The organism is Paracoccus sp. (in: a-proteobacteria), assembly GCF_035556475.1.
Taxonomy (GTDB): Bacteria; Pseudomonadota; Alphaproteobacteria; order Rhodobacterales; family Rhodobacteraceae; genus Paracoccus.
Map to the genome: position 1 here is coordinate 1 of NZ_DATMFA010000059.1, position 19,237 is coordinate 19,237.

Genomic DNA, 19,237 nt, shown 5'->3' on the forward strand with positions numbered 1-19,237 from the left:
ACACCGAACGCGTAATACTGATAGTTCATCATGCCGTCGCGGGCGTTATAGGCGCTTTCCGACACGCCCCAGGGCCGGTTGTGGCGCGCGCCGTCGCGGATCTGCGCCTCGACCGCGACCTCGCAGGAACTGTGCAGGATCGAGCCGGGCGGTTCGTCCATGATCAGTGGCGCCATCAGATATTCGAACATCGAGCCCGACCAGCTTGCAAGGCTGCTGCCATAGGGCATGGCGGTCATCGGCCGGCCAAGGCGGTTCCAGTGCTCGGTCGGCAGGTCGCCCTTGGCGATGCCGAAAAGTGAGGCGAGCCGCGCTTCCGAGGCGAGCAGGTCGTAATAGGAATGGTCGAGCGTGCCGTCGCTGGAATTGTAGCCAATGGCAAGCAGATGGCGCTCGGGGTCGTAGAGAAAGCCGAACTCCATCTCGAAGGCGAAGGCGCGCGCCCGCTCGGCCAGCGCGGACATGCGCAGCCCCGAGACCTGGACCTGCGACGGCTCGATCCGGCCAAGCGCCTCCATCTCGTCGCAGGTGGTGACGAGGCGGGTGGCCCACCAGTCAAGCTCGCGCATGGCGGGGGTCGGAACCTCGCTCAGCAGGCCCTGCACCAGCACCTGAAGATCGGCCGCTGCGCGGGCATAGGTCTGGACATGCAGGGCGGCGAGGTCGGGCTGGGTCGCGCTGTCCATCGTGCGCCAGAGGCCGAGGATGCGCTCGCCAATGCGGTCGCGCAGCGGGTCGAGGCGCCGACGCTCGCGCGGGATGGCGCTGTGAAGCCGGCCCATGATCGTCAGGATGTCGACCGCGCCTGAAAGGTCCGGCAGCAGATAGAGCGTCGGGTTCCGCGCCCATTCCTTCAAGGTCGAGGACAGCGTGATCAGGTGCCCGGCAAGATTGCCGCTGTCCACTGCCGAGATATAGCGCGCGCCCAGCGGCTCCAGCGTATCCGTGGCATACCAGTTGTAGAGATGCCCGCGTTCGCGGGGCAGTTGCTCGATCGTGGTCAGCGTCGCGTCGATCCGGTCGAGTGTCTCGTCCAGCGTGATCCAGTTGAACTCGCGCGCGGTCGCGATCGAAAGCAGATAGAGCCCGATATTGGTGGGCGAGGTCCGCTCGGCCAATTTCGGCCGCGGGTCGATCTGGAAATTGTCCGGGGGCAGGTGATGGGTGTCGCCGTTGACGAAGCTTTCGAAGAAACGCCAGATCAGACGCCCCTCGGCCCGCCACTCCCGCTTTTCCTCGGGGAGGAGCGGCCGGTTCTCCTCGTCCCTTATCGGGCGGGCGCTGAGCCAGGCGATCAGCGGCGCGCCGAGCCAGAGCGTGCCAAAGACCAGCGCGATCCCGGCATTTTCCGGCCGCAGGACCGCGACCAGAAGGACGAAGGCCAGGGACAGCCCGAGGCCCCCACGCATGAGGCCCAGATAGCTTGCCAGCGTTTCGTGCGAGCGTGCCGCCGCCGCCTCTGCCGTGGTCCATTCCAACAGATGCCGGCGCGAGACGTTGAGCCGGAAAAGCGTGCGCCCGATTGCGTTCATCATGCTCCATGCCATCTGCGGAAGCAGGGTGAGGCGAAGCATGAAGGCCATGATCTGGTCGAACAGCTCTTTCCCGATCACCATCAGGTGGCGCAAGGGTGCAACCCCCGCCTGACGCGGCACCAGTCCCATCAGCCAGCCCAGAAGCTGCGCGATCGACATCGAGATCCCGAGAAGCGCGAGCCAGATCAGCGCATCGTCGCGCGGCAGGCCGACCAGCGCCAGAAAGCCCGCCAGCATCAGGCTGCCGGGCAGCACGCTGCGCCGCAGGTTGTCGACCATCCTGAAGCGGGCCAGCATGTCGAGGCCGTTATGCGGGTCCAGCAGATAGGGCAGCAATTGCCAGTCGCCCCGCGCCCAGCGATGCTGCCGCGAGAGGTCGACCGCGAAGCGACGCGGATATTCCTCGAAGAGGACCACATCCGTCGCCAGCGCGGCGCGCAGCCACGCCCCTTCGATCAGGTCATGGCTCAGGACAGAGTTCTGCTGCACCGGCTCCTCGGCCGCCGCGATGAAGGCGTCGACATCGTAGATGCCCTTGCCGGTATAGGTCCCCTGATCGAACAGGTCTTGGTATAGGTCCGAGACGGTGAAGACATAGGGATCAAGCCCGCCATCCTGCGACAGGATGCGCTGGAAGGGCGAGGTGTGCGGCCCATGTGCAAGCAGCGCCGCCACGCGCGGCTGGATCAGGCCGTGGCCGCGGGTGATCCGGCGCAAGGCGGGGTCGTAATGCGGACGGTTCACCGGATGGGCGATCATGCCGACCAGCTTGCGCACCGTGTCGCGCGGCATGGTCGTATCCGCGTCGAGCGTGACCACGAAGCGGATATACCCCGGCGGGCGCGGCCCGGTATCGACGAAGCTGGTGTCGTTGCTGCCGCGCAGCAGGGCATTCAGCTCGACCAGCTTGCCGCGCTTGCGCTCCCAGCCCATCCAGACGCCCTCGGCCTCGTTCCATTGGCGGCGGCGATGCAGCAGATAGAAGCGCCGCCCGGTATGGGCATATTTCCCCGCCAGCGCCTCGATCCCCATGCGGGCATAGCCGAGCAGTTCGGCATCGCGCTCGGTCGTTTCCTCCTCGGCATCGGTGAAATCGGTCAGCAGGGCAAAGCTGAGCGGCGCGTCGGTATTGGCGAGGTAATGGACCTCCAGATTGTTCAGCACATCGTCGATCGCGTCGAGGCCGTGGAGCAGGCAGGGGATGACGACAAGGGTGGCGTTTTCGGCCGGGATGCCGTCCTCGTAGCCATAGGCGGGCAGTTGCGCGGGCGGGATCAGCCGGCCGACCGCGAAACGGATCAGGGAAAACGACGCCTCGACGCCCACGGGCAGCGACAGCAGGATCAGGCCCAGGGCAAGCAGCGTCCCGGTGCGCGAGGGGACATAGGACAGCAGGATCAGCACCCCGATCGTGACCAGGATTGCGAGGGGGACGATCAGGCTGAGGACGCCGTAATCGCGCGCCGTCCTTGCCAGCCGCTCGCGCCAGACGGGGCGATAACCGCAGCTGGCCTCGAAATCCCGCGCCTCGTCGCTCAGCAGGATGGCCGAGACCGGCAGCGCGCGGTGGCCGGCGGTGCGCAGCGCATGTTCGGCCACCTCGGCCTCGGACAGGTTCGAATGCCGTGCGATGGCCTCGATCCGGTCGCGGATCAGGTTGCGGGTCTGCGGGGCAAGCCGCAGATGGTCGGGATCCTCGCGCAGGATGGCCTCGATCCGGCTGGTGGCCTCGAACCACTCGCGCCAGTTGATCTCGTCCAGCCGCTTCAGGGCGCGGATGATATGGCCGGCGGTCACGTTATTGGCGGTCTGGCGGGACTGCTCGCCGCTCAACGTCTGTTCAGCCGTGGTCCCCCGCGCCTCCAGCCTGCGCGACAGCTCGGTGGCGATGGCGTGGCTGCGGTCCAGCCGCGCATGGATGCGATAAAGAACCTGTGCGACATAGGCGGGATTGCTCAGCGCCTGATCGGGCACGACAAGATCGAAATCCTCGGGCCGGGGGTCGTCCTTGGCCATGAGGCGGTCGATCGCGGCATTGGCCTCGCGCCGGCCCTGGCGGGAATAGCCGGTCTCGGCGCTGAGCCGCAGCATCCGCAGAAGCAGGACATAGCGCAGCATCGAGGGCAGGCACCACAACTCGCCGATGGTCAGCCACTCGACCTGCTGGGCCCCGGCGATGAACTCGGAAAAGCTGCGTTCGCGCAGGTCGGCATCGGTAAGGGCCACATAGTCCCAGGCGAGGGCGAGAACGCGTGGGATCGGCCCGCCCGACTGGGCCACCGCCTTGGGCAGAGAGCGCAGGAAGCCCGCGCTCAGGTCGCGGTGAAGGTGACGGTAGGTCTCGGCGATGGTGTGGTAATTGTCGAGCAGCCAGCGCGTCGCGGTGGTGATATGTTCGCCCGCGGCATCGGCCTTCAACGCCTGATGGTAAAGCTCCCGCTGGTTGCGCTCGGCCCGCCCGAGGTCGATCTGCGCCACGCCCGCATCCAGACCGGGCATCTGCGCCCGGCCCGTCTCGATCACGAGCCGTCCGGCGGCCTCCAGTCCCGGCGGGATCGCGGTGCCCGGCCTGCCAGCGTCCTGAGGCCCGAATTCGCCACCATCTGCCTGCATCGCCCCGCCTCCGACTCGCTGCCCCTTTGCAGACAAGACCCGACATGCCGCCACGGTTCCGCCATTTTCGGCTTCGGCGCGTCTGGAAAAGCGCGTTGCATGGGAAGCAGGCAGTCGATCCGGGGTCAGGCCGCGGTGCCGAGCCGGGTCAGCGTGCCCAGCCGCGCCCCGGCGGCCCGATCGGCGAGGATGGTGCAGGCCGGGTGCAGCCGCAGGTAGGATGCCGGGCATTCCGGCCCGATTGCCCCGTCCAGCGCAGCGGCCAGCGAGGCCGCCTTGGCCGGCCCGGTGGCGAGCGCGACGATGCTGCGGGCCGAAAGGATCGCAGCCGTTCCCATCGTCACCGCCTGCGAGGGGACGGCCTCTCCCGGTGCAAAGAAACGGGCATTCGCGCGGATCGTCTCGGGCAGCAGGTCGACCACACGGGTCGGCGCGGCAATACCGGTTCCCGGTTCGTTGAAGCCGATATGGCCATTCGCCCCGATACCCAGAAGTTGCAGGTCCACCGGGCCGATCCGGTCCAGCAGCGCCGCATATTCCGCCGCGGCGCGGTCGGGTGGCAGATCCCCGCGCGGGATATGGATGGCATCCTGTGCCACGTCGACATGGTCGAAGAAATGCCGCGCCATGTAGCTGTGATAGGAGCTGGGATGACCCGGCGCGAGGCCCACATATTCATCGAGATTGACGGTTGTGACGCGGGCGAAGCTGAGGCCGTGCCGATGTGCGGCGACCAGCCGGGCATAAAGCGGCTCCATCGTGCCGCCGGTCGCAAGCCCGAGGATCGCAGTCGGTCGGATCGCGACCAGATCGGTGATCAGCCGGGCGGCGGCGGTGATCGCATCCTCGGTGCTGTCTCGGAGGACGAGTTTCGTCATGCGCATTCCGGGGCCTCAGGCGGTGCGCGCGGTCGGGATGCGGGCCAGATCCACCGGCACCCGCCGGCGCGGAAGGGCCTTCCCGTCCGGCGCAAAGACATGCACGGCGGCGGGGGCGAAGCCCAGCGGGACCGTCTCGCCCGGCGCGACCGCAGCGGTTCCGTCCGTCACCAAGCAAAGCTGCTGCCCGCCCGGCGCGATCAGATAGACGACGGTGCTGCTGCCGAGCCGCTCGACCACGTCCACCCGGCAGGGCAGGCCGGAGGGGTCCGGGCGCAGGTCGTCGGGGCGAATGCCAAGGGTCAGGCTTTCACCCGGCGCGGCGCTGCCCTCGACAGGCGCGGTCAGGCCGGGGCCGTGGTCAAGCCGCAGCCCGATCCCCTCGGGGCTGGTCCCCTCGGCCGTGGCGGGCAGGAAATTCATGTTGGGATTGCCGATGAAGCCCGCGACAAAGCGGTTCGCCGGGCGGTGGAACAGCTCCAGCGGCGTTCCGACCTGCTCGACCCGGCCCGCGTTCAGGACGACGATGCGGTCGGCCATGGTCATCGCCTCGACCTGATCATGGGTGACATAGATCATGGTATTCCCAAGCCGCACATGCAGGCGCGACAGTTCGACCCGCATCTCGCCCCGGAGTGCGGCGTCGAGGTTCGAGAGCGGCTCGTCGAAGAGAAACACTGAAGGCTCGCGCACGATGGCTCGGCCGATGGCGACGCGCTGGCGCTGGCCGCCCGAGAGTTCGCCGGGCTTGTGCTTCAGGCGTTCGGTCAGCTTCAGCACCTCTGCCGCGGCCTGGACCTTCTGGCGCACCTCGGCCTCGGGGCGGCGCTCGACCCGCAGGGGGAATGCGATGTTCTCGTAGACGTCCATATGGGGGTAAAGCGCATAGCTTTGAAAGACCATGGCGATGCCGCGCCGCGAGGGGGGAAGGTCGTTCACCGCCCGCCCGTCGATCTCGAGGCTGCCTGCGGAAATATCCTCGAGCCCCGCGATCATTCGCAGCATGGTCGATTTCCCGCAACCCGAGGGGCCGACGAAAACGGTGAACTCGCCCTCGCGGATATGAAGGTCGGTCGGATGGATGACGCGGATGACGCCGAAATCCTTGGCAACGCCGGTCAGTTTCAGATCGCCCATCTGCTGCTCTCCCGGGATGAAGGGGGCGGGTTTCCGCCCCCTTTGGTGGTCAGTTCAGCGCGGCAAGGCCATCATTGATGTCCTTCGCGCCTTCCTCGGGCGTGATCTCGTCCGAGATGACCGCCTGAATGCCCTCGATCGCCGCGTCCTGCATGGCGATATAGTCCTGCATCAGAGGCTCGGGTCCACCGGTCGGGACGGCGTCGATGAAGGGTTTCCAGTCCGGATCCTTGGCTATCAGCGCATCCGCCCCGGCCCCGGCGCGGATCGGGGTCCAGCCGCCCGCCTCGTCAAAGGCCGATTGCCGTTCCGGCGCGGTCAGGAACTTGATCAGGTTCTGGGTCGGCTCTTCCAGCCCCGTGCCCTTGAAGACGACAAGGCTGTCGGTGATCAGGAGGGTTGAATGCTTGCCCGACGGCCCGGCAGGGATCAGCGCCACGCCGAAATTCACCCCTTCGGCCTTGCCGCGACCCCAGGCGCCGGTGGTATACATCGCGATCTGGCCTTCCTTGAACAGCGGCTCAAGCTTGCCGCGATCATAGGCGACGGGGCCTTCCTGCGAGTATTTGGCCAGTTCCTGATAGAATTTCAGCGTCTCGACATTGGCCGGGCTGTCGAAGACGACATTGCCATCCGCATCGACGACCTGACCGCCATTCGAATAGAGGAAGTTCAGAAATTCGTGGAAGGTGTTGTCCATGTCGGCGGCGGGCATGCCGAAGCCGGCGGCCTTGGTCTTTTCCTTGATCGCCTTGGCGGCGGTCAGCATGTCCTCGAAGGTCTGCGGCCCCTTGGGCATGTCGAGGCCGGCTTCCTTGAACAAGTCCTTGTTCCAGTAGAGCGCCTTGGTCGAGAAGGCGCGCGGCAGGCCCCAGACCTGACCGTCGAACTGGACGGTCGAGATAACCGAGGGCTCATAGGTCTTCAGCTCCTCCTCGGTCAGGGTGATCGGGACGATCTGTCCCGCCGCCGAAAGCTGCTTCAGCACGCGCGAGCCCATATATGCGGCAGCGGGCGGTGTGCCTGCGGCGGCCAGCGTCAGGGTCTTTTCCTGACATTGCTCCCACGGCAGGAATTCGACCCGGACGGTATAGTCGGGGTTCGCCTTGACCCATTCGTCGATATGGGTCTGCTGGACGGGGGCCTGCGGCTCGTTATCCGCGCCGCAATTGATCAGATAGAGTTCGGTTGCCGCCTGCGCGGCGCTCGACAGGGCAAAAACCGCCGTCGATGCCAGGATGATGGAACGGATGGTCAACTTCTTACTCCCTGTTATATGCGACCGGCTGCGTTACTCCTTCACCGCCCCGGCGGTCAGCCCGGCGACGATGTATCGTTGCAGGAAGACGTAGAGGACCAGCACCGGCAGCACGCCGACGATGCTGGCGGCCATCAGTTCGTTCCAGCGAACCTCCTGATGGCCGAAGAACTGGTAAAGCCCCACCGGAAGCGGGTTCAGGTGGTTCTTCGAGTTGAAGGTCAACGCGAACAGGAATTGCTGGGCATAGGCGGTGATGAAGGTGGTGATCGCGACCACGACCATGCCCGGCGCCGCGATCGGCAGGATCACCCGGCGCATGGTGTAAAGGCGGGATGCCCCGTCGACATAGGCGGCTTCCTCCAGCTCGGCGGGGATGCGCATGAAATAGCTGCGCATCAGGAAGATGCCGGTCGGCACGGTGAAGGCCGCGCCCGGAATGATCATCGCGGCATAGGTGTTCAGAAGCCCCAGCGCCAGCATCAGCTTGTAGAGCGGGATGATCAGCACCGCCGCCCCCACCATCGAGACGGCAAGGAAAAGCGAGAGCAGGCTGTCCCTCAGCCTGAACCGGAACCGGGCAAAGGCATAGGCCGCCGGGATCGAGCAGGCCATGGAAAGGATCGTGACCGCCACCGCGATGCCGAAGCTGTTCAGGATCCAGCGCCAGAGCATCGGCTGCGAGATCCAGATCTGGTGGTAATTCGCGAAGCTCATCCCCTTGGCGAAAAAGCGATAGGGGATGCGGAACACCTCGGTCAGTGGCCGCAGCGAGACCATGAAGGCCTCGACGAAGGGCGCAAGCATGAAGATCAGGAACAGCGCCATGCCGGCATAGATCAGGATAAGCTCCCACCAGCGATAGCGGTTGATCATCTGCGGCCTCCTTTCTGGGTCAGGCGGTTCAGGAGCGTCAGGTAGATCGCGGAAAGCACCATCAGGCAGATCAGGATCATCACCGCCCTTGCCGCGCCCTCGCCATAGCGAAAGCGCGAGATCGCGGTGCGGTAGGTGTCGATGATCATGGTGGTGGTCGCGCCACGCGGCCCGCCCTCGGTCAGGATCCAGATGATCTCGAAGCTGTTGAAGGTCCAGATCGTGGAGAGCAGCGCCATCGTGGCGATCGAGGGCATCAGCAGCGGCAGCGTGATCCGGCGAAAGCGGTAGGGCCGTCCCGCGCCGTCCGTCCATGCCGCTTCGTAGAGATCTTTCGGGATCGTCTGCATCGCGGCGAGCAGGTAGAGCGAGACCAGCGGCGTCCCGATCCAGACATCCGTCACCACGGTCGAGATGAAGGCCGCCTGCTTGTAGGCCAGAAACTCGAACGGGCCGGAGAAGAGGCCGATCCGTTGGCCAAGCCCCGCGATCATGCCGAACTGGCCGTTATACATCCATGCCCACATGAAGCAGCCGACCGCGATCGGCACGACCCATGGCGGCATGATCAGGACGCGAAACAGCGCGCGCCCCGGCACGGCGGCATTCAGCAGCACCGCGCCGACCATGCCCATGACCAGCTTCAGACTGACCGACAGCGCGGTCCAGACCAGGGTGCGGCCAAGGATGGGCCAGAAATCTCGCTGGAAGAATTTCGTGTAATTGGCGAAGCCGACATATTCCTGAACCTGCTTCATCGAGGCGTCGGTGAAGGACAGCCGGAAGGTCTCGACCAGCGGCCAGGCGGCAATCACGCCCACCAGCAGCAGCGCCGGCACCAGAAGCAGATAGGGGAACGGGTCCGTTCGCCTCATGCAGCCGCCTTGCCGGTCAGGGCGGCATCGAAGCTGGCCCAGAAGGGGGCGAGGTCGACAACCCGCCCCTCGCGCCGCGCCTGATCAAGGGCAAGCGCGGTCACGCCGGCCTCAAGCGCATCGGTGATGGTCAGGGGCAGGTCCGGCAGATCGCCACGCCAATGCGCCGCCAAATCGCGTGCCATCGCCTCGTCGGCGCCGTAATGATGCTTCATGTCGCCCGCGGTGCCGATGTCGCGGTTGTCGATCAGGACGGCGCTGTCCTCGGCCCGGGTCAGCTTGAAATAGTTGCGGATGAAGTCGCCCTCGGCCATGGCATCCGTGCCGATCACCGCGAAGCGACGAAACTCGTCGGGTGTGTTCATGTTGGTGTGAAAGGCCATGATCGCGCCGTTCTCGTATTCGACCAACCCGGTCTGATAGTCGATCAGATCCCCCTGTCCCGAGAAGGCGTCGGCCGTCCCGCCCCAACGCGGCGCCATCACGCCAAGATAGGCAGGAGCCACGTCCGGCCGGCGGGCGGGCAGATATTTCTTGCGCCCGCCAAAGCTTGCGACTCGCGCCGCCCTCGCGCCCGCAACCCCTTGATAGAGGTCGAGATCGTGGCAGCATTTCTCCAGCATGAAACCGCCCGAGAGCGCGCTTTCGCGCCGCCAGTCGCGCATGAAGAAGCTGCCGTGATAGGGCGCGATATGCTCGGCCGCCTCGATCGACATGACCTCGCCGATCTGCGGGGCAGCGGCGCGAAGCGCGCGGTAAAGCGCGGAATAGCGCAGGACCATCCCAACCGCGACCCGCGCCACGCCGTCATGGGCGGCAAGCAGGCGCGCCAGCTCCAGCGTTTCGTCAAGCGAGATGACGACGGGTTTTTCGGCGAAGATATGCGGCGTGTCGGTCAGAAGCGCCTGCCGCAGATGGCCAAGATGAAGGTGGTTGGGCGAGCCGATCAGCAAGAGGTCGAAGCTGTGCCCCGCCAGCATCTCGGCTGCGTCGCGGTAATGATGGGCCGGTGCGGCCTCGGCCAGACGGCCCTCATGCCCGGGGCCGGGATCGGCGACGGCGACCAGATCCATGTCCGGGCAGGTCTCGCGCAGAAAGGGCAGGATCGCCGCGATCCGATGGCCGAGGCCGATGATGCCGGTCTTCATCCCGTTCTTCATGCCGTGGCCTCCACCGCCTTCAGCATGGCGGCGCGCAGGGCGCGGACGTTCCGGGGCAGCGTCCGGGGGCGACTTGCGGGGATGTTGATCCGCGTGGCCGGCGCCTCGTCCGCGACGACCGACATACAGGATGCGTGGAGGTCATGGACCCCCGCCGCCAGCAGCGTCGCCGCATTCTCGGGCAGGACGCCCCCGCCCGCCATGATGGTGATGCGACCTGCCGCCCGGCGGGAAAGTTGCGCCAGCATCGCGACCCCTTCCGGCGCGGCCTTGGTCCCGCCCGCGGTCAGGATGCGGCAGACGCCGAGGTCGATCGCCTGCTCCAGCGCCTCGTCGAGGTCGGGGGCCAGATCGAAGGCGCGATGGATCACCAGCTCCATCCCCTCGGCCGCGTCCCTGAGGCGGGCCATGGCGTCAAGGTCAAGCCGCCCGTCGGCATGGGTGACGCCGGTGACGATACCCGCAAGGCCCGCGGCCTTCGCCGCCGCGATGTCGAAAAGCGCCGCCTCGATCTCCTCGGGGCTGTAGACGAAATTGCCGGGCCGGGGTCGGATCATGGCGCAGACCGGGATGGGCGCGCGCGCTGCCTGCGCGATCAGGCCGGGCGATGGGGTCAGCCCGCTGACCGCCAGCGCCGCGCAAAGCTCGATCCGGTCGGCGCCCCCCTCGATCGCGGCGGCGAGGCCGGCGGGATCGTCCACGCAGATTTCCAGAAGCGGTGCTTGGGATCGTTCTTGCATCTGGCCTCCCTCGGGTCACGGTTACGAGGCAACAACAAATCAAAGTTTCTGTAAACATATTTGTTTGCTTAGCTAAAACATTTTGAGGAAAATATTAGTTTGACAAAAGTTTACTGATCGAAAAGATTGTGCGGACGACAAGTTGATGATGGGACGGCGCATGCAGCAAGCACAGGATGACAGGCCGCTTCACGGCGTCGCTCTGTGGGCGGCGGTGCTGGCGGCCCGCGACACGATGCCAGCCAAGCTGCGGGCGATTGCGGCCTTCGTGGCCGAGGATCCCTCGGAATTCATCCGCATGACCTCGCGCGAGATCTGCGCGCGCCTTGGCACCTCCGAGCCGACCCTGATCCGCTTTTGCCGCAGTTTCGGCTTTGCCGGTCTGGCCGATTTTCGCATCGAACTCGCGCTGGCGCTGGCTGCACAAAGCACCGGGGCGGCGGTGCATCCGCAGGCCGCCGACCGGCGGCGGGCCAATCCCGGGGCCAAGCGGCGCATCGCGTCGGCGGCGATGGGCCTGCTCAATGAGGACCATTCGCTGCTGATCGACAATGGCTCGACGGTCGAGATCGTGGCGGAGCTTCTGGGGCAAAGCGACGGTCATCCGGCGATGACGATCATGACCTCGGGGCTGATGGTGGCGCAGCACGCGATGCGGAACGGCCGCCATAGGGTGATGCTGACGGGAGGGGTCATCCGCCCCTCGACCGGCTCGCTCTCGGGCAGGCTGGCCGAGAGCAGTCTGAACGGGATGAATTTCGACACATTCGTCATGGGCGCCGACAGCATCGACCCCGAGGGAGGGCTTTCGACCTATTCCGAGGACGAGGCCCATGTCACGCGCGCCATGGTCGATGCGGCCGCGCGGGTGATCGTGCTGGCCGACCATACCAAGTTCCGCGCCTCGCGCCTGCACCGCATCTGCGGGCTGGCGCGGGTTTCCATCCTGATCACCGACCGCCCGCCCGCCGAGCCGATCCGCGCCGCGCTGGATGCCGCGGGCGTCCGGCTGATTGTCGCGGGCGAAGGGGCCAAAGACAGCAGGGACGCAGAATGACCAGTTTCACCGCGCAGGAAATCGACGCCCAGCCCGCGATCTGGCGTGGCTGGGCGGATCCGCTGGAGGCAAAGGCGGCACCAATCCGCGACTGGATCGCGGCGCGCGCCCCGCATGAAGTCTGGCTCTCGGGCGCCGGCACCTCGGCCTATCTGGGCGAGGTTCTGTCGCGCCAGCTCGGGGGCAGGCTGCGATCGTTCCCGACGACCGATCTGGTGGCCGTGCCACAGCTTGCCCTCGGCACCGGGAACCGCGACCTCTCGGTCCAGTTCGGCCGCAGTGGCGACAGCTCGGAGACGGTGGGGCTGATTGACCTCCTCGATCTCCATCGCCCGGATATCGACCGCCTGCAGATCACCTGCAATGCCGACAGCGCGCTTGGCACCCGATCCGGTCCCGGTCCGGGACAGACGCGCGCCCTTATCCTGCCGGAGGCGACGCATGACCGCGGCTTCGCGATGACATCGAGCTTCACGACGATGTATCTGAGCGCGCTGGCCTGTCTCGACCCCGGCTTTGATGCCCGCCTGATCCTGCCGCGCCTTGCCGAGGCGGCGGATCGGCTGCTGCCGCGTCTCTGGGGCCTTGATCTGGCCCGGCCAGATCGCGCGATCTTCCTTGGCTCCGGCGCTCTGACCGGGATTGCGCGCGAGTCCGCCCTGAAGGTGCTAGAGTTGACGGCCGGCCGCACGATCACGCAATGGGACAGCACGCTGGGCTTCCGTCACGGGCCGAAGGCGGCGGTGGACGAGGCTACCAGCGTCTTCGTCATGATTCATCCCGACCCGCAGGTCGCGCGCTATGACCTCGACCTGGCGAATGAGATCCGAAATCAGTTTCCCGGCATTCCGGTCGTCACGATCGGCCGCGATTGCGACATCCCGCTGGCCTTGACCGATACGGCGGCGGACCCGGCGCTTTATGTCCTTCCGGCGCAGATTCTGGCGCATCGCTGGTCCGAGGCGCTTGGCTTACCGGTTGACGATCCCTTCGCGGGCCGCAATCTGACGCGCGTGGTGTCAGGGGTGAGGCTTTACGAATGGCAAGCATGATCAGCGGCGCAATCGACCTTGGCGGCACCAAGATCGAGGCGCGGCTTTTTGACCGAGAGATGCGGACGGTCGCGTTGACGCGCATCCCGACCCCGCGTGACGATTACGAGGGCTTCATCCTCGCGCTGGCCGGGCAGGTCCGCTGGCTGGAGGAGGGTGCGAACGATCCCGCGCTGCCGGTGGCGATCTCGATGGCGGGGCTGATCGACCCGCAAAGCGGGATCGCCACGGCCTCGAACATTCCGGTCACGGGCCATAACCTCGGGCTTTCGCTGCGCGAGGCGCTGGGGCGCAGCCTGCCCATCGTGAATGATTGCATGGCTTTCGCCTATTCCGAGGCGCATGGTGGTGCCGCCGACGGCATCGGCTCGGTGCTGGGCCTGATTCTCGGGACCGGAGTGGGGGCGGGGCTGGTGATCGACGGCCGCATTCCCCACCGCTATGCCGGCCTCGCGGTCGAGATCGGCCATGTCGGGATGCCAACCCGCGCGCTGGAGCGCCATGGACTGCCGGTCTGGCCCTGCGGCTGCGGGCGGCAGGGATGCAACGAGAATTATGTCTCGGGGACCGGGCTCAGCCGGATTGCCGCGTGGGCCGGGCTGGCCGAGACGGATCCGGCGCGGATCGCCGAGATGGCAGCCAAAAATCCCGATGCGGCGCGGGTGATGGAGATCTGGGCCGACCTCGCGGGCGAGATGCTTTATACCGCGCAACTGATGCTCGATCCGCAGGTCATCGTGCTGGGCGGCGGGCTCTCGAACATTCCGGGGCTGCCCGCGATGCTGTCGACGGCGATGGAGCGTCTGCGGCTTGGCGAAGTGCGCCTGCCCGAGATCCGCGTCGCGCAGCATGGCGACAGTTCGGGCGCGCGGGGTGCCGCCCTGATGGCGCGGGCGGGCATGGCGGGCGAGGTCGCGGCATGAGCCGGCTGCTAATCGCTGCCGGGCGGACATGGATCAATGGCGCGTTGGTGCCGGGAATGGTGATTGAAACCGCCGGTGCCCGCATCCTCGCCATTCGTCCCGCGCGGGGCGAGCGCGCTGATCTGGAGGTGCCGCTGCTGCTCCCCGGCTTTACCGACCTGCAGGTCAATGGCGGGGGCGGGGTGCTTTTCAACGCCGACCCGACTCCGACAGGCATCGCCGCCATTGCCGCCGCGCATCATCGGTTGGGCACGGCGCAGATTTTGCCCACGGTCATCACCGACCGGCCCGAGGTGATGGAGGCTGCCGCCGAGGCCGTGATCGCGGCCTTCGGCCAGCCGGGCATCGCCGGTATCCATATCGAGGGTCCGCATATCGCGCCCGAGCGGCGCGGCACCCATGACGCGCGTTTCATCCGGCCCCTCGACCAGCGGACAATGGCGGTGCTGCGCCGGTTGCGAGGCGCCGGGATCCCGGTCCTGCTGACCCTCGCGCCCGAACTCGCCGATCCTGAGCTACTGCGCGAGGCTGCGGGGATCGGCGTCATCCTCTCGGCCGGGCATACCATGGCCACGGCCGAAGAGACGTGGGCGGCGATGGCGAACGGTGTCGGGATGTTCACCCATCTTTACAACGCCATGCCCCAGATGACCTCGCGCGCGCCGGGTGTGATCGCGGCCGCGATCCTGTCGGAGGGGTGGTGCGGGCTGATCGCCGACGGCATCCATGTCTCACCCGAGATGCTGATGGTCGCGATGAATGCGCGCCCGCGTCCCGATCGCTGTTTCCTCGTCTCGGACGCGATGCCGACGGTGGGCGGGCCGGACCATTTCTCGCTTTACGGCATGGATATCCATGTCGAGGCCGGCGCGCTGGTCAATGCGCAGGGCTCGCTGGCCGGGGCGCATATCGACATGCTGGAATCCGTCCGGCGGCTGGTCGCGATGACCGGACTGCCATTGGCGCGGGCAATCGCCATGGCGACCGATCTGCCGCGCGAGGCCATGCGGCTGCCGCCGCTTGCGGTCGCGCCCGGAACGGCGCTGCGCGACCTGCTGGCGCTTGACGATGATCTGCAAAAGCTGGACCTGCCCGAATGATCCCCGGGCCTGAACCGGATCGATTGCACAGGAGGAGCCATGCGCGTCGCCATCGGGGGCATCCATACCGAATGCTCGACCTATTCGCCGCTGATGCAGGTCGCCGAGGATTTCACCCGGACCGAGGGGCAGGCGCTGCTGGAGATGGCCGGGGTCGGTGCGGGCTGGGAGGGGATCGAGGCGATCCCGATCTTCCACGACCGCTCGATCCCCGGCGGGCCGGTCTCGCCCCATTTGTTTCGCGCGCAATGCGACGGGTTCTGCGACCGCCTCCGCGCGGCCCTGCCGCTGGACGGGGTGCTGCTGATCATGCACGGGGCCTATTTCGTCCCCGGCGTCGATGACCCGGAGGGGGAGTTCGTGACCCGCATCCGCGAGGTGGTGGGGCCTGATGCGGTGATCTCCTCGGCCTGGGATCTGCATGGGCAGATCACCGAGCGGATCGCGGCGACCGTCGATGCCTTCGCCGCCTTCCGCACCGCGCCGCATATCGACCAGTCGCAGACCCGCGCCCGCGCCGCCCGGATGCTCTTGGAGGCGCTGCGCGGCGGTCCCCGCCCGCAGGCGGTCCGTAAGGCGATCCCGCTGCTGGTTTCGGGCGAAATGTCCTCGACCTTCGTGGAACCCTGCCGGAGCCTTTATGCCGCATTGCCGGAATATGACGCGCGGCCGGGCATCCTCGATGCGAACCTGATGATCGGCTATGTCTGGGCCGACAGCCCCCGCGCCACGGCCAGCGCGATCGTCACCTGCACCGACCGCGCCGCGGGCGAGGCGGTGGCGGCAGAGATCGCCGCAAGCTACTGGAACCTGCGCGACGCTCTCGTGCCCGACATGGAGACGGGGGTGCTCGGCGACTTGCTGGATGCATTGGAGCGGCCGACGATCCTTGCCGATAGCGGCGACAACCCGACGGCGGGCGGGGTCGGCGACCGTGCCGATGTGCTCGGCGCGCTGGTCGGCCGGGGCTGGGCCGCCGCCCGCGACCGCAGGGCAATCATCGCCGGCATCGCAGCACCACTAGCCGTCGCCGCTCTGCGTCGCGGAGAGGCGGAGGTCCGGGTCGGCGGTGAGCTTGGCGGCGGCGGACCGGTCCAACTGCTCCGCCCCGATCGCGTGCGTCTGGTCGAAACGGATGCGGTGGTCGAGGCTGGCGGGATCGAACTGGTTCTGACCGAAAGGCGCCGGCCGTTTCACAACCTGTCGGATTTTCACGCCCTTGGCCTCGACCCCTCGGCGGCCGACCTGCTTGTGGTGAAGTCGGGCTATCTCTCGCCGGACTTGCGCGAATTGCCGATGGCGCAGGTGATGGCGCTGACCGACGGCGCAGTCTCGCAAGACCTTGAGGGGCTGGAGAACCGGCATCGGCCCCGCCCGACATGGCCCTTTCAGAGGGGCATGGGGTAGATCGACGGAAGATCCCTATTGGAACGCTTTGATCTGATTAATATGCGCTCTATGGTAGCAATTTCGGCCTCTTGGCCAGCGAGTGCGACATGTTGACGCAGGAATAATCATACTTTATGCCTGAAAGCGGAAGGTTGAGGAGCCTTCTCAGGGGAGGAAAACATGAATCGCAAACTTCTTGCGGCCAGTGCGGTCGCCTGTCTGATGCTGTCCGGTGCGGCCTTTGCCGCCGACATGACGGTCGGTTTTTCGCAGATCGGTTCGGAATCGGGCTGGCGCGCGGCGGAAACTACGGTCACGCAGCAACAGGCCAAGGAACGCGGCATCGACCTGAAATTCGCCGATGCCCAGCAGAAGCAGGAAAACCAGATCAAGGCGGTGCGCGGCTTCATCGCGCAGGGCGTGGATGCGATCCTGATCGCTCCGGTCGTGGCGACCGGTTGGGACGACGTGCTGGCCGAAGCGAAGGATGCCGAGATTCCGGTCGTCCTGCTTGACCGCCAGATCGACGCGCCCGAAGACCTTTACCTGACCGCCGTGACCTCGGATCAGGTCTATGAGGGCAAGGTCGCCGGAGAATGGCTGGTCAAGGACGTCGGCGACAAGGACTGCAAGGTGGTCGAGCTTCAGGGCACCACCGGCTCGTCGCCCGCGATCAACCGCAAGAAGGGCTTCGAGGACGCCATCGCGGCCGCGCCGAACATCAAAATCGCCCGCAGCCAGACCGGGGACTTTACCCGGACCAAGGGCAAGGAAGTGATGGAGAGCTTCATCAAGGCCGAGAATGGCGGCAAGGACATCTGCGCCGTCTATGCCCATAACGACGACATGGCCGTCGGCGCGATCCAGGCCATCAAGGAAGCCGGGCTGAAGCCGGGGACCGACATCAAGGTCGTCTCGATCGACGCGGTGCCCGACATCTTCCTCGCCATGTCCGAGGGCGAGGCGAACGCCACGGTGGAACTGACGCCGAACATGGCCGGTCCCGCCTTTGACGCGCTGGAGAAATTCCTGGCCGACGGCACCGAGCCGCCGAAATGGATCCAGACCGAGTCGAAGCTCTACACTCAGGCGGATGACCCGAAAGGTGTCTACGAGTCCAAGAAGGACCTCGGCTACTGAGTGGCGGGCGGGGTCACGGCCCCGCCCAGACTCCCGCCTCTGAGGGAAGATGGATGACAGATGATGCGCTGCTTTCGGCGCAGGGGATAGACAAGTCGTTCTTTGGCGTGAAGGTGCTGGACGGCGTGGACTTCTCCCTGCGGGCGGGAGAGATTCATGCCCTGCTGGGCGAGAACGGGGCGGGCAAATCCACCCTCGTCAAGATCCTGACCGGGGCCTATCGGCGCGATGCCGGAACCATGCGGCTTGACGGGGCCGAGGTCGAGCCGCGTTCGGTTGCCGAGGCGCAGGGCCTTGGCATCGGCACGGTTTATCAGGAGGTCAACCTGCTCGAAAACCTGACGGTGGCCGAGAACCTCTATCTGGGCCGTCAGCCGCGCCGGATGGGGCTGATCGACCGCCGCAGGATGCGTGCGGACGCGGCGCGGCTGCTGTCGCGCTATGGCGTTGCCGCCGATCCCGAGGAGACGCTGGCGCATTATCCGGTTGCCGTGCGCCAGATCATCGCCATCGCGCGGGCGGTCGATCTGTCTGGCAAGGTGCTGTTTCTGGACGAGCCGACGGCGAGTCTGGATGCGCGTGAGGTTCAGGCGCTTTTCGCCGTGCTGCGTCAGTTGCGTGGGCAGGGGCTGGGGATCGTGATGATCACCCATTTCCTCGATCAGGTCTATCAGATCGCCGACCGCGTCACCGTGCTGCGCAATGGCCGGATGGTCGGCAGCCGGGCCATCGCCGAACTGCCCCGGCGCGAGCTGGTCTCGATGATGCTGGGGCGCGAGCTGGCCGAGGCGACCGAGCATCGCGACCCCGACGCGGTCGAGCCTGACGTTCCCGCCGCCTTCCGCTTCGAGAATTACGGCAAGCGCGGCTCGATCGCGCCCTTCGACCTCGATATCCGGCCGGGAGAGGTGGTGGGCATCGCGGGCCTTCTCGGCTCGGGCCGGACCGAGACGGCGCGGCTGCTTTTCGGCATTGATCGTCCCGACAGCGGCGAGGCCACGGTCGACGGCGCGCCGGTCAGCCTGCATTCGCCCGAGGATGCGATCACCCACGGCTTCGGCATGTGCCCCGAGGAACGGAAATCCGACGGCATCATCGGCGATCTTTCCGTGCGCCAGAATATCGTGCTTGCGCTTCAGGCGCGGCAGGGCTGGGCGCGTCCGATCCCCCGGCGCGAAGCCGATGCGCTGGCGGCGCGCTATATCAAGGCGCTCGACATTCGCCCGCCCGAGCCGGAGCGGCCGATCAAGTTTCTGTCCGGCGGCAACCAGCAGAAGGCGATCCTTGCCCGCTGGCTTGCCACCGATCCGCGCCTGCTGATCCTGGACGAGCCGACGCGGGGCATCGATATCGGCGCCCATGCCGAAATCATCAACCTGATCAGCAGATTGCGCGCCGATGGCATGGCACTGGTCGTGATCTCCTCCGAGATCGAGGAGTTGGTCGCCTTCTCCACCCGCGTCATCGTGCTGTCGGACCGCCGTCATGTGCGCGAGCTGAAGGG

General features: G+C 66.5%; 14 protein-coding genes and 1 pseudogene. 7 read left to right on the top strand and 8 right to left on the bottom strand.

Going from position 1 to position 19,237, the window contains the following annotated elements:
- The 8 genes and pseudogenes from VNQ78_RS07795 to VNQ78_RS07830 all read right to left on the bottom strand — a co-directional run.
- Positions 1–4,148, bottom strand: a pseudogene (locus VNQ78_RS07795) (carbohydrate-binding protein); the annotation flags it as partial.
- A 125-nt stretch (positions 4,149–4,273) separates the two neighbouring features.
- Positions 4,274–5,026 (bottom strand): glucosamine-6-phosphate deaminase, encoded by a 753-nt coding sequence (locus tag VNQ78_RS07800; protein WP_325688389.1) that lies wholly within the window; start codon positions 5,024–5,026, stop codon positions 4,274–4,276.
- Positions 5,027–5,041: 15 nt separating this feature from the next.
- Positions 5,042–6,163, bottom strand: coding sequence for a sn-glycerol-3-phosphate ABC transporter ATP-binding protein UgpC (locus tag VNQ78_RS07805; RefSeq protein WP_325688391.1), 1,122 nt, complete (start codon positions 6,161–6,163; stop codon positions 5,042–5,044).
- Positions 6,164–6,212: 49 nt separating this feature from the next.
- On the bottom strand, positions 6,213–7,421 hold the full coding sequence (locus VNQ78_RS07810) for an extracellular solute-binding protein (RefSeq protein WP_325688393.1): 1,209 nt from the start codon (positions 7,419–7,421) through the stop codon (positions 6,213–6,215).
- 33 nt (positions 7,422–7,454) lie between these two features.
- A complete protein-coding gene (locus tag VNQ78_RS07815; RefSeq protein WP_325688395.1) occupies positions 7,455–8,297 on the bottom strand; it encodes a carbohydrate ABC transporter permease in 843 nt (280 codons plus the stop codon).
- Positions 8,294–9,172, bottom strand: coding sequence for a sugar ABC transporter permease (locus VNQ78_RS07820; protein WP_325688397.1), 879 nt, complete (start codon positions 9,170–9,172; stop codon positions 8,294–8,296). The genes VNQ78_RS07815 and VNQ78_RS07820 overlap by 4 nt, the downstream gene beginning before the upstream one ends.
- Complete coding sequence (locus VNQ78_RS07825; protein ID WP_325688399.1) at positions 9,169–10,332, bottom strand: Gfo/Idh/MocA family oxidoreductase; 1,164 nt, start codon at positions 10,330–10,332, stop codon at positions 9,169–9,171. Before VNQ78_RS07825 ends, VNQ78_RS07820 begins: the two co-directional genes overlap by 4 nt.
- Positions 10,329–11,072, bottom strand: a complete 744-nt coding sequence (locus VNQ78_RS07830) for a copper homeostasis protein CutC (RefSeq protein ID WP_325688401.1) — start codon at positions 11,070–11,072, stop codon at positions 10,329–10,331. Before VNQ78_RS07830 ends, VNQ78_RS07825 begins: the two co-directional genes overlap by 4 nt.
- 160 nt (positions 11,073–11,232) lie before the next feature.
- On the opposite strand from VNQ78_RS07830, the gene VNQ78_RS07835 reads away from it, so the two are divergent.
- The 7 genes from VNQ78_RS07835 to VNQ78_RS07865 all read left to right on the top strand — a co-directional run.
- On the top strand, positions 11,233–12,129 hold the full coding sequence (locus tag VNQ78_RS07835) for a transcriptional regulator (RefSeq protein WP_325688403.1): 897 nt from the start codon (positions 11,233–11,235) through the stop codon (positions 12,127–12,129).
- Complete coding sequence (locus VNQ78_RS07840) at positions 12,126–13,181, top strand: phosphosugar isomerase (protein ID WP_325688405.1); 1,056 nt, start codon at positions 12,126–12,128, stop codon at positions 13,179–13,181. Before VNQ78_RS07835 ends, VNQ78_RS07840 begins: the two co-directional genes overlap by 4 nt.
- Positions 13,169–14,104 carry an ROK family protein gene (locus VNQ78_RS07845; RefSeq protein WP_325688407.1) on the top strand — a complete coding sequence of 312 codons (936 nt, stop codon included), beginning with the start codon at positions 13,169–13,171 and terminating at the stop codon, positions 14,102–14,104. The genes VNQ78_RS07840 and VNQ78_RS07845 overlap by 13 nt, the downstream gene beginning before the upstream one ends.
- Positions 14,101–15,204 carry an N-acetylglucosamine-6-phosphate deacetylase gene (locus VNQ78_RS07850; RefSeq protein ID WP_325688409.1) on the top strand — a complete coding sequence of 368 codons (1,104 nt, stop codon included), beginning with the start codon at positions 14,101–14,103 and terminating at the stop codon, positions 15,202–15,204. The genes VNQ78_RS07845 and VNQ78_RS07850 overlap by 4 nt, the downstream gene beginning before the upstream one ends.
- A 39-nt stretch (positions 15,205–15,243) precedes the next feature.
- On the top strand, positions 15,244–16,611 hold the full coding sequence (locus VNQ78_RS07855; RefSeq protein WP_325688410.1) for a M81 family metallopeptidase: 1,368 nt from the start codon (positions 15,244–15,246) through the stop codon (positions 16,609–16,611).
- 162 nt (positions 16,612–16,773) lie between these two features.
- A complete protein-coding gene (gene ytfQ, locus VNQ78_RS07860; protein ID WP_325688411.1) occupies positions 16,774–17,733 on the top strand; it encodes a galactofuranose ABC transporter, galactofuranose-binding protein YtfQ in 960 nt (319 codons plus the stop codon).
- 53 nt (positions 17,734–17,786) lie between these two features.
- Positions 17,787–19,237: sugar ABC transporter ATP-binding protein (locus VNQ78_RS07865; protein ID WP_325688413.1), on the top strand; the 1,451-nt coding region annotated here is incomplete at its 3' end.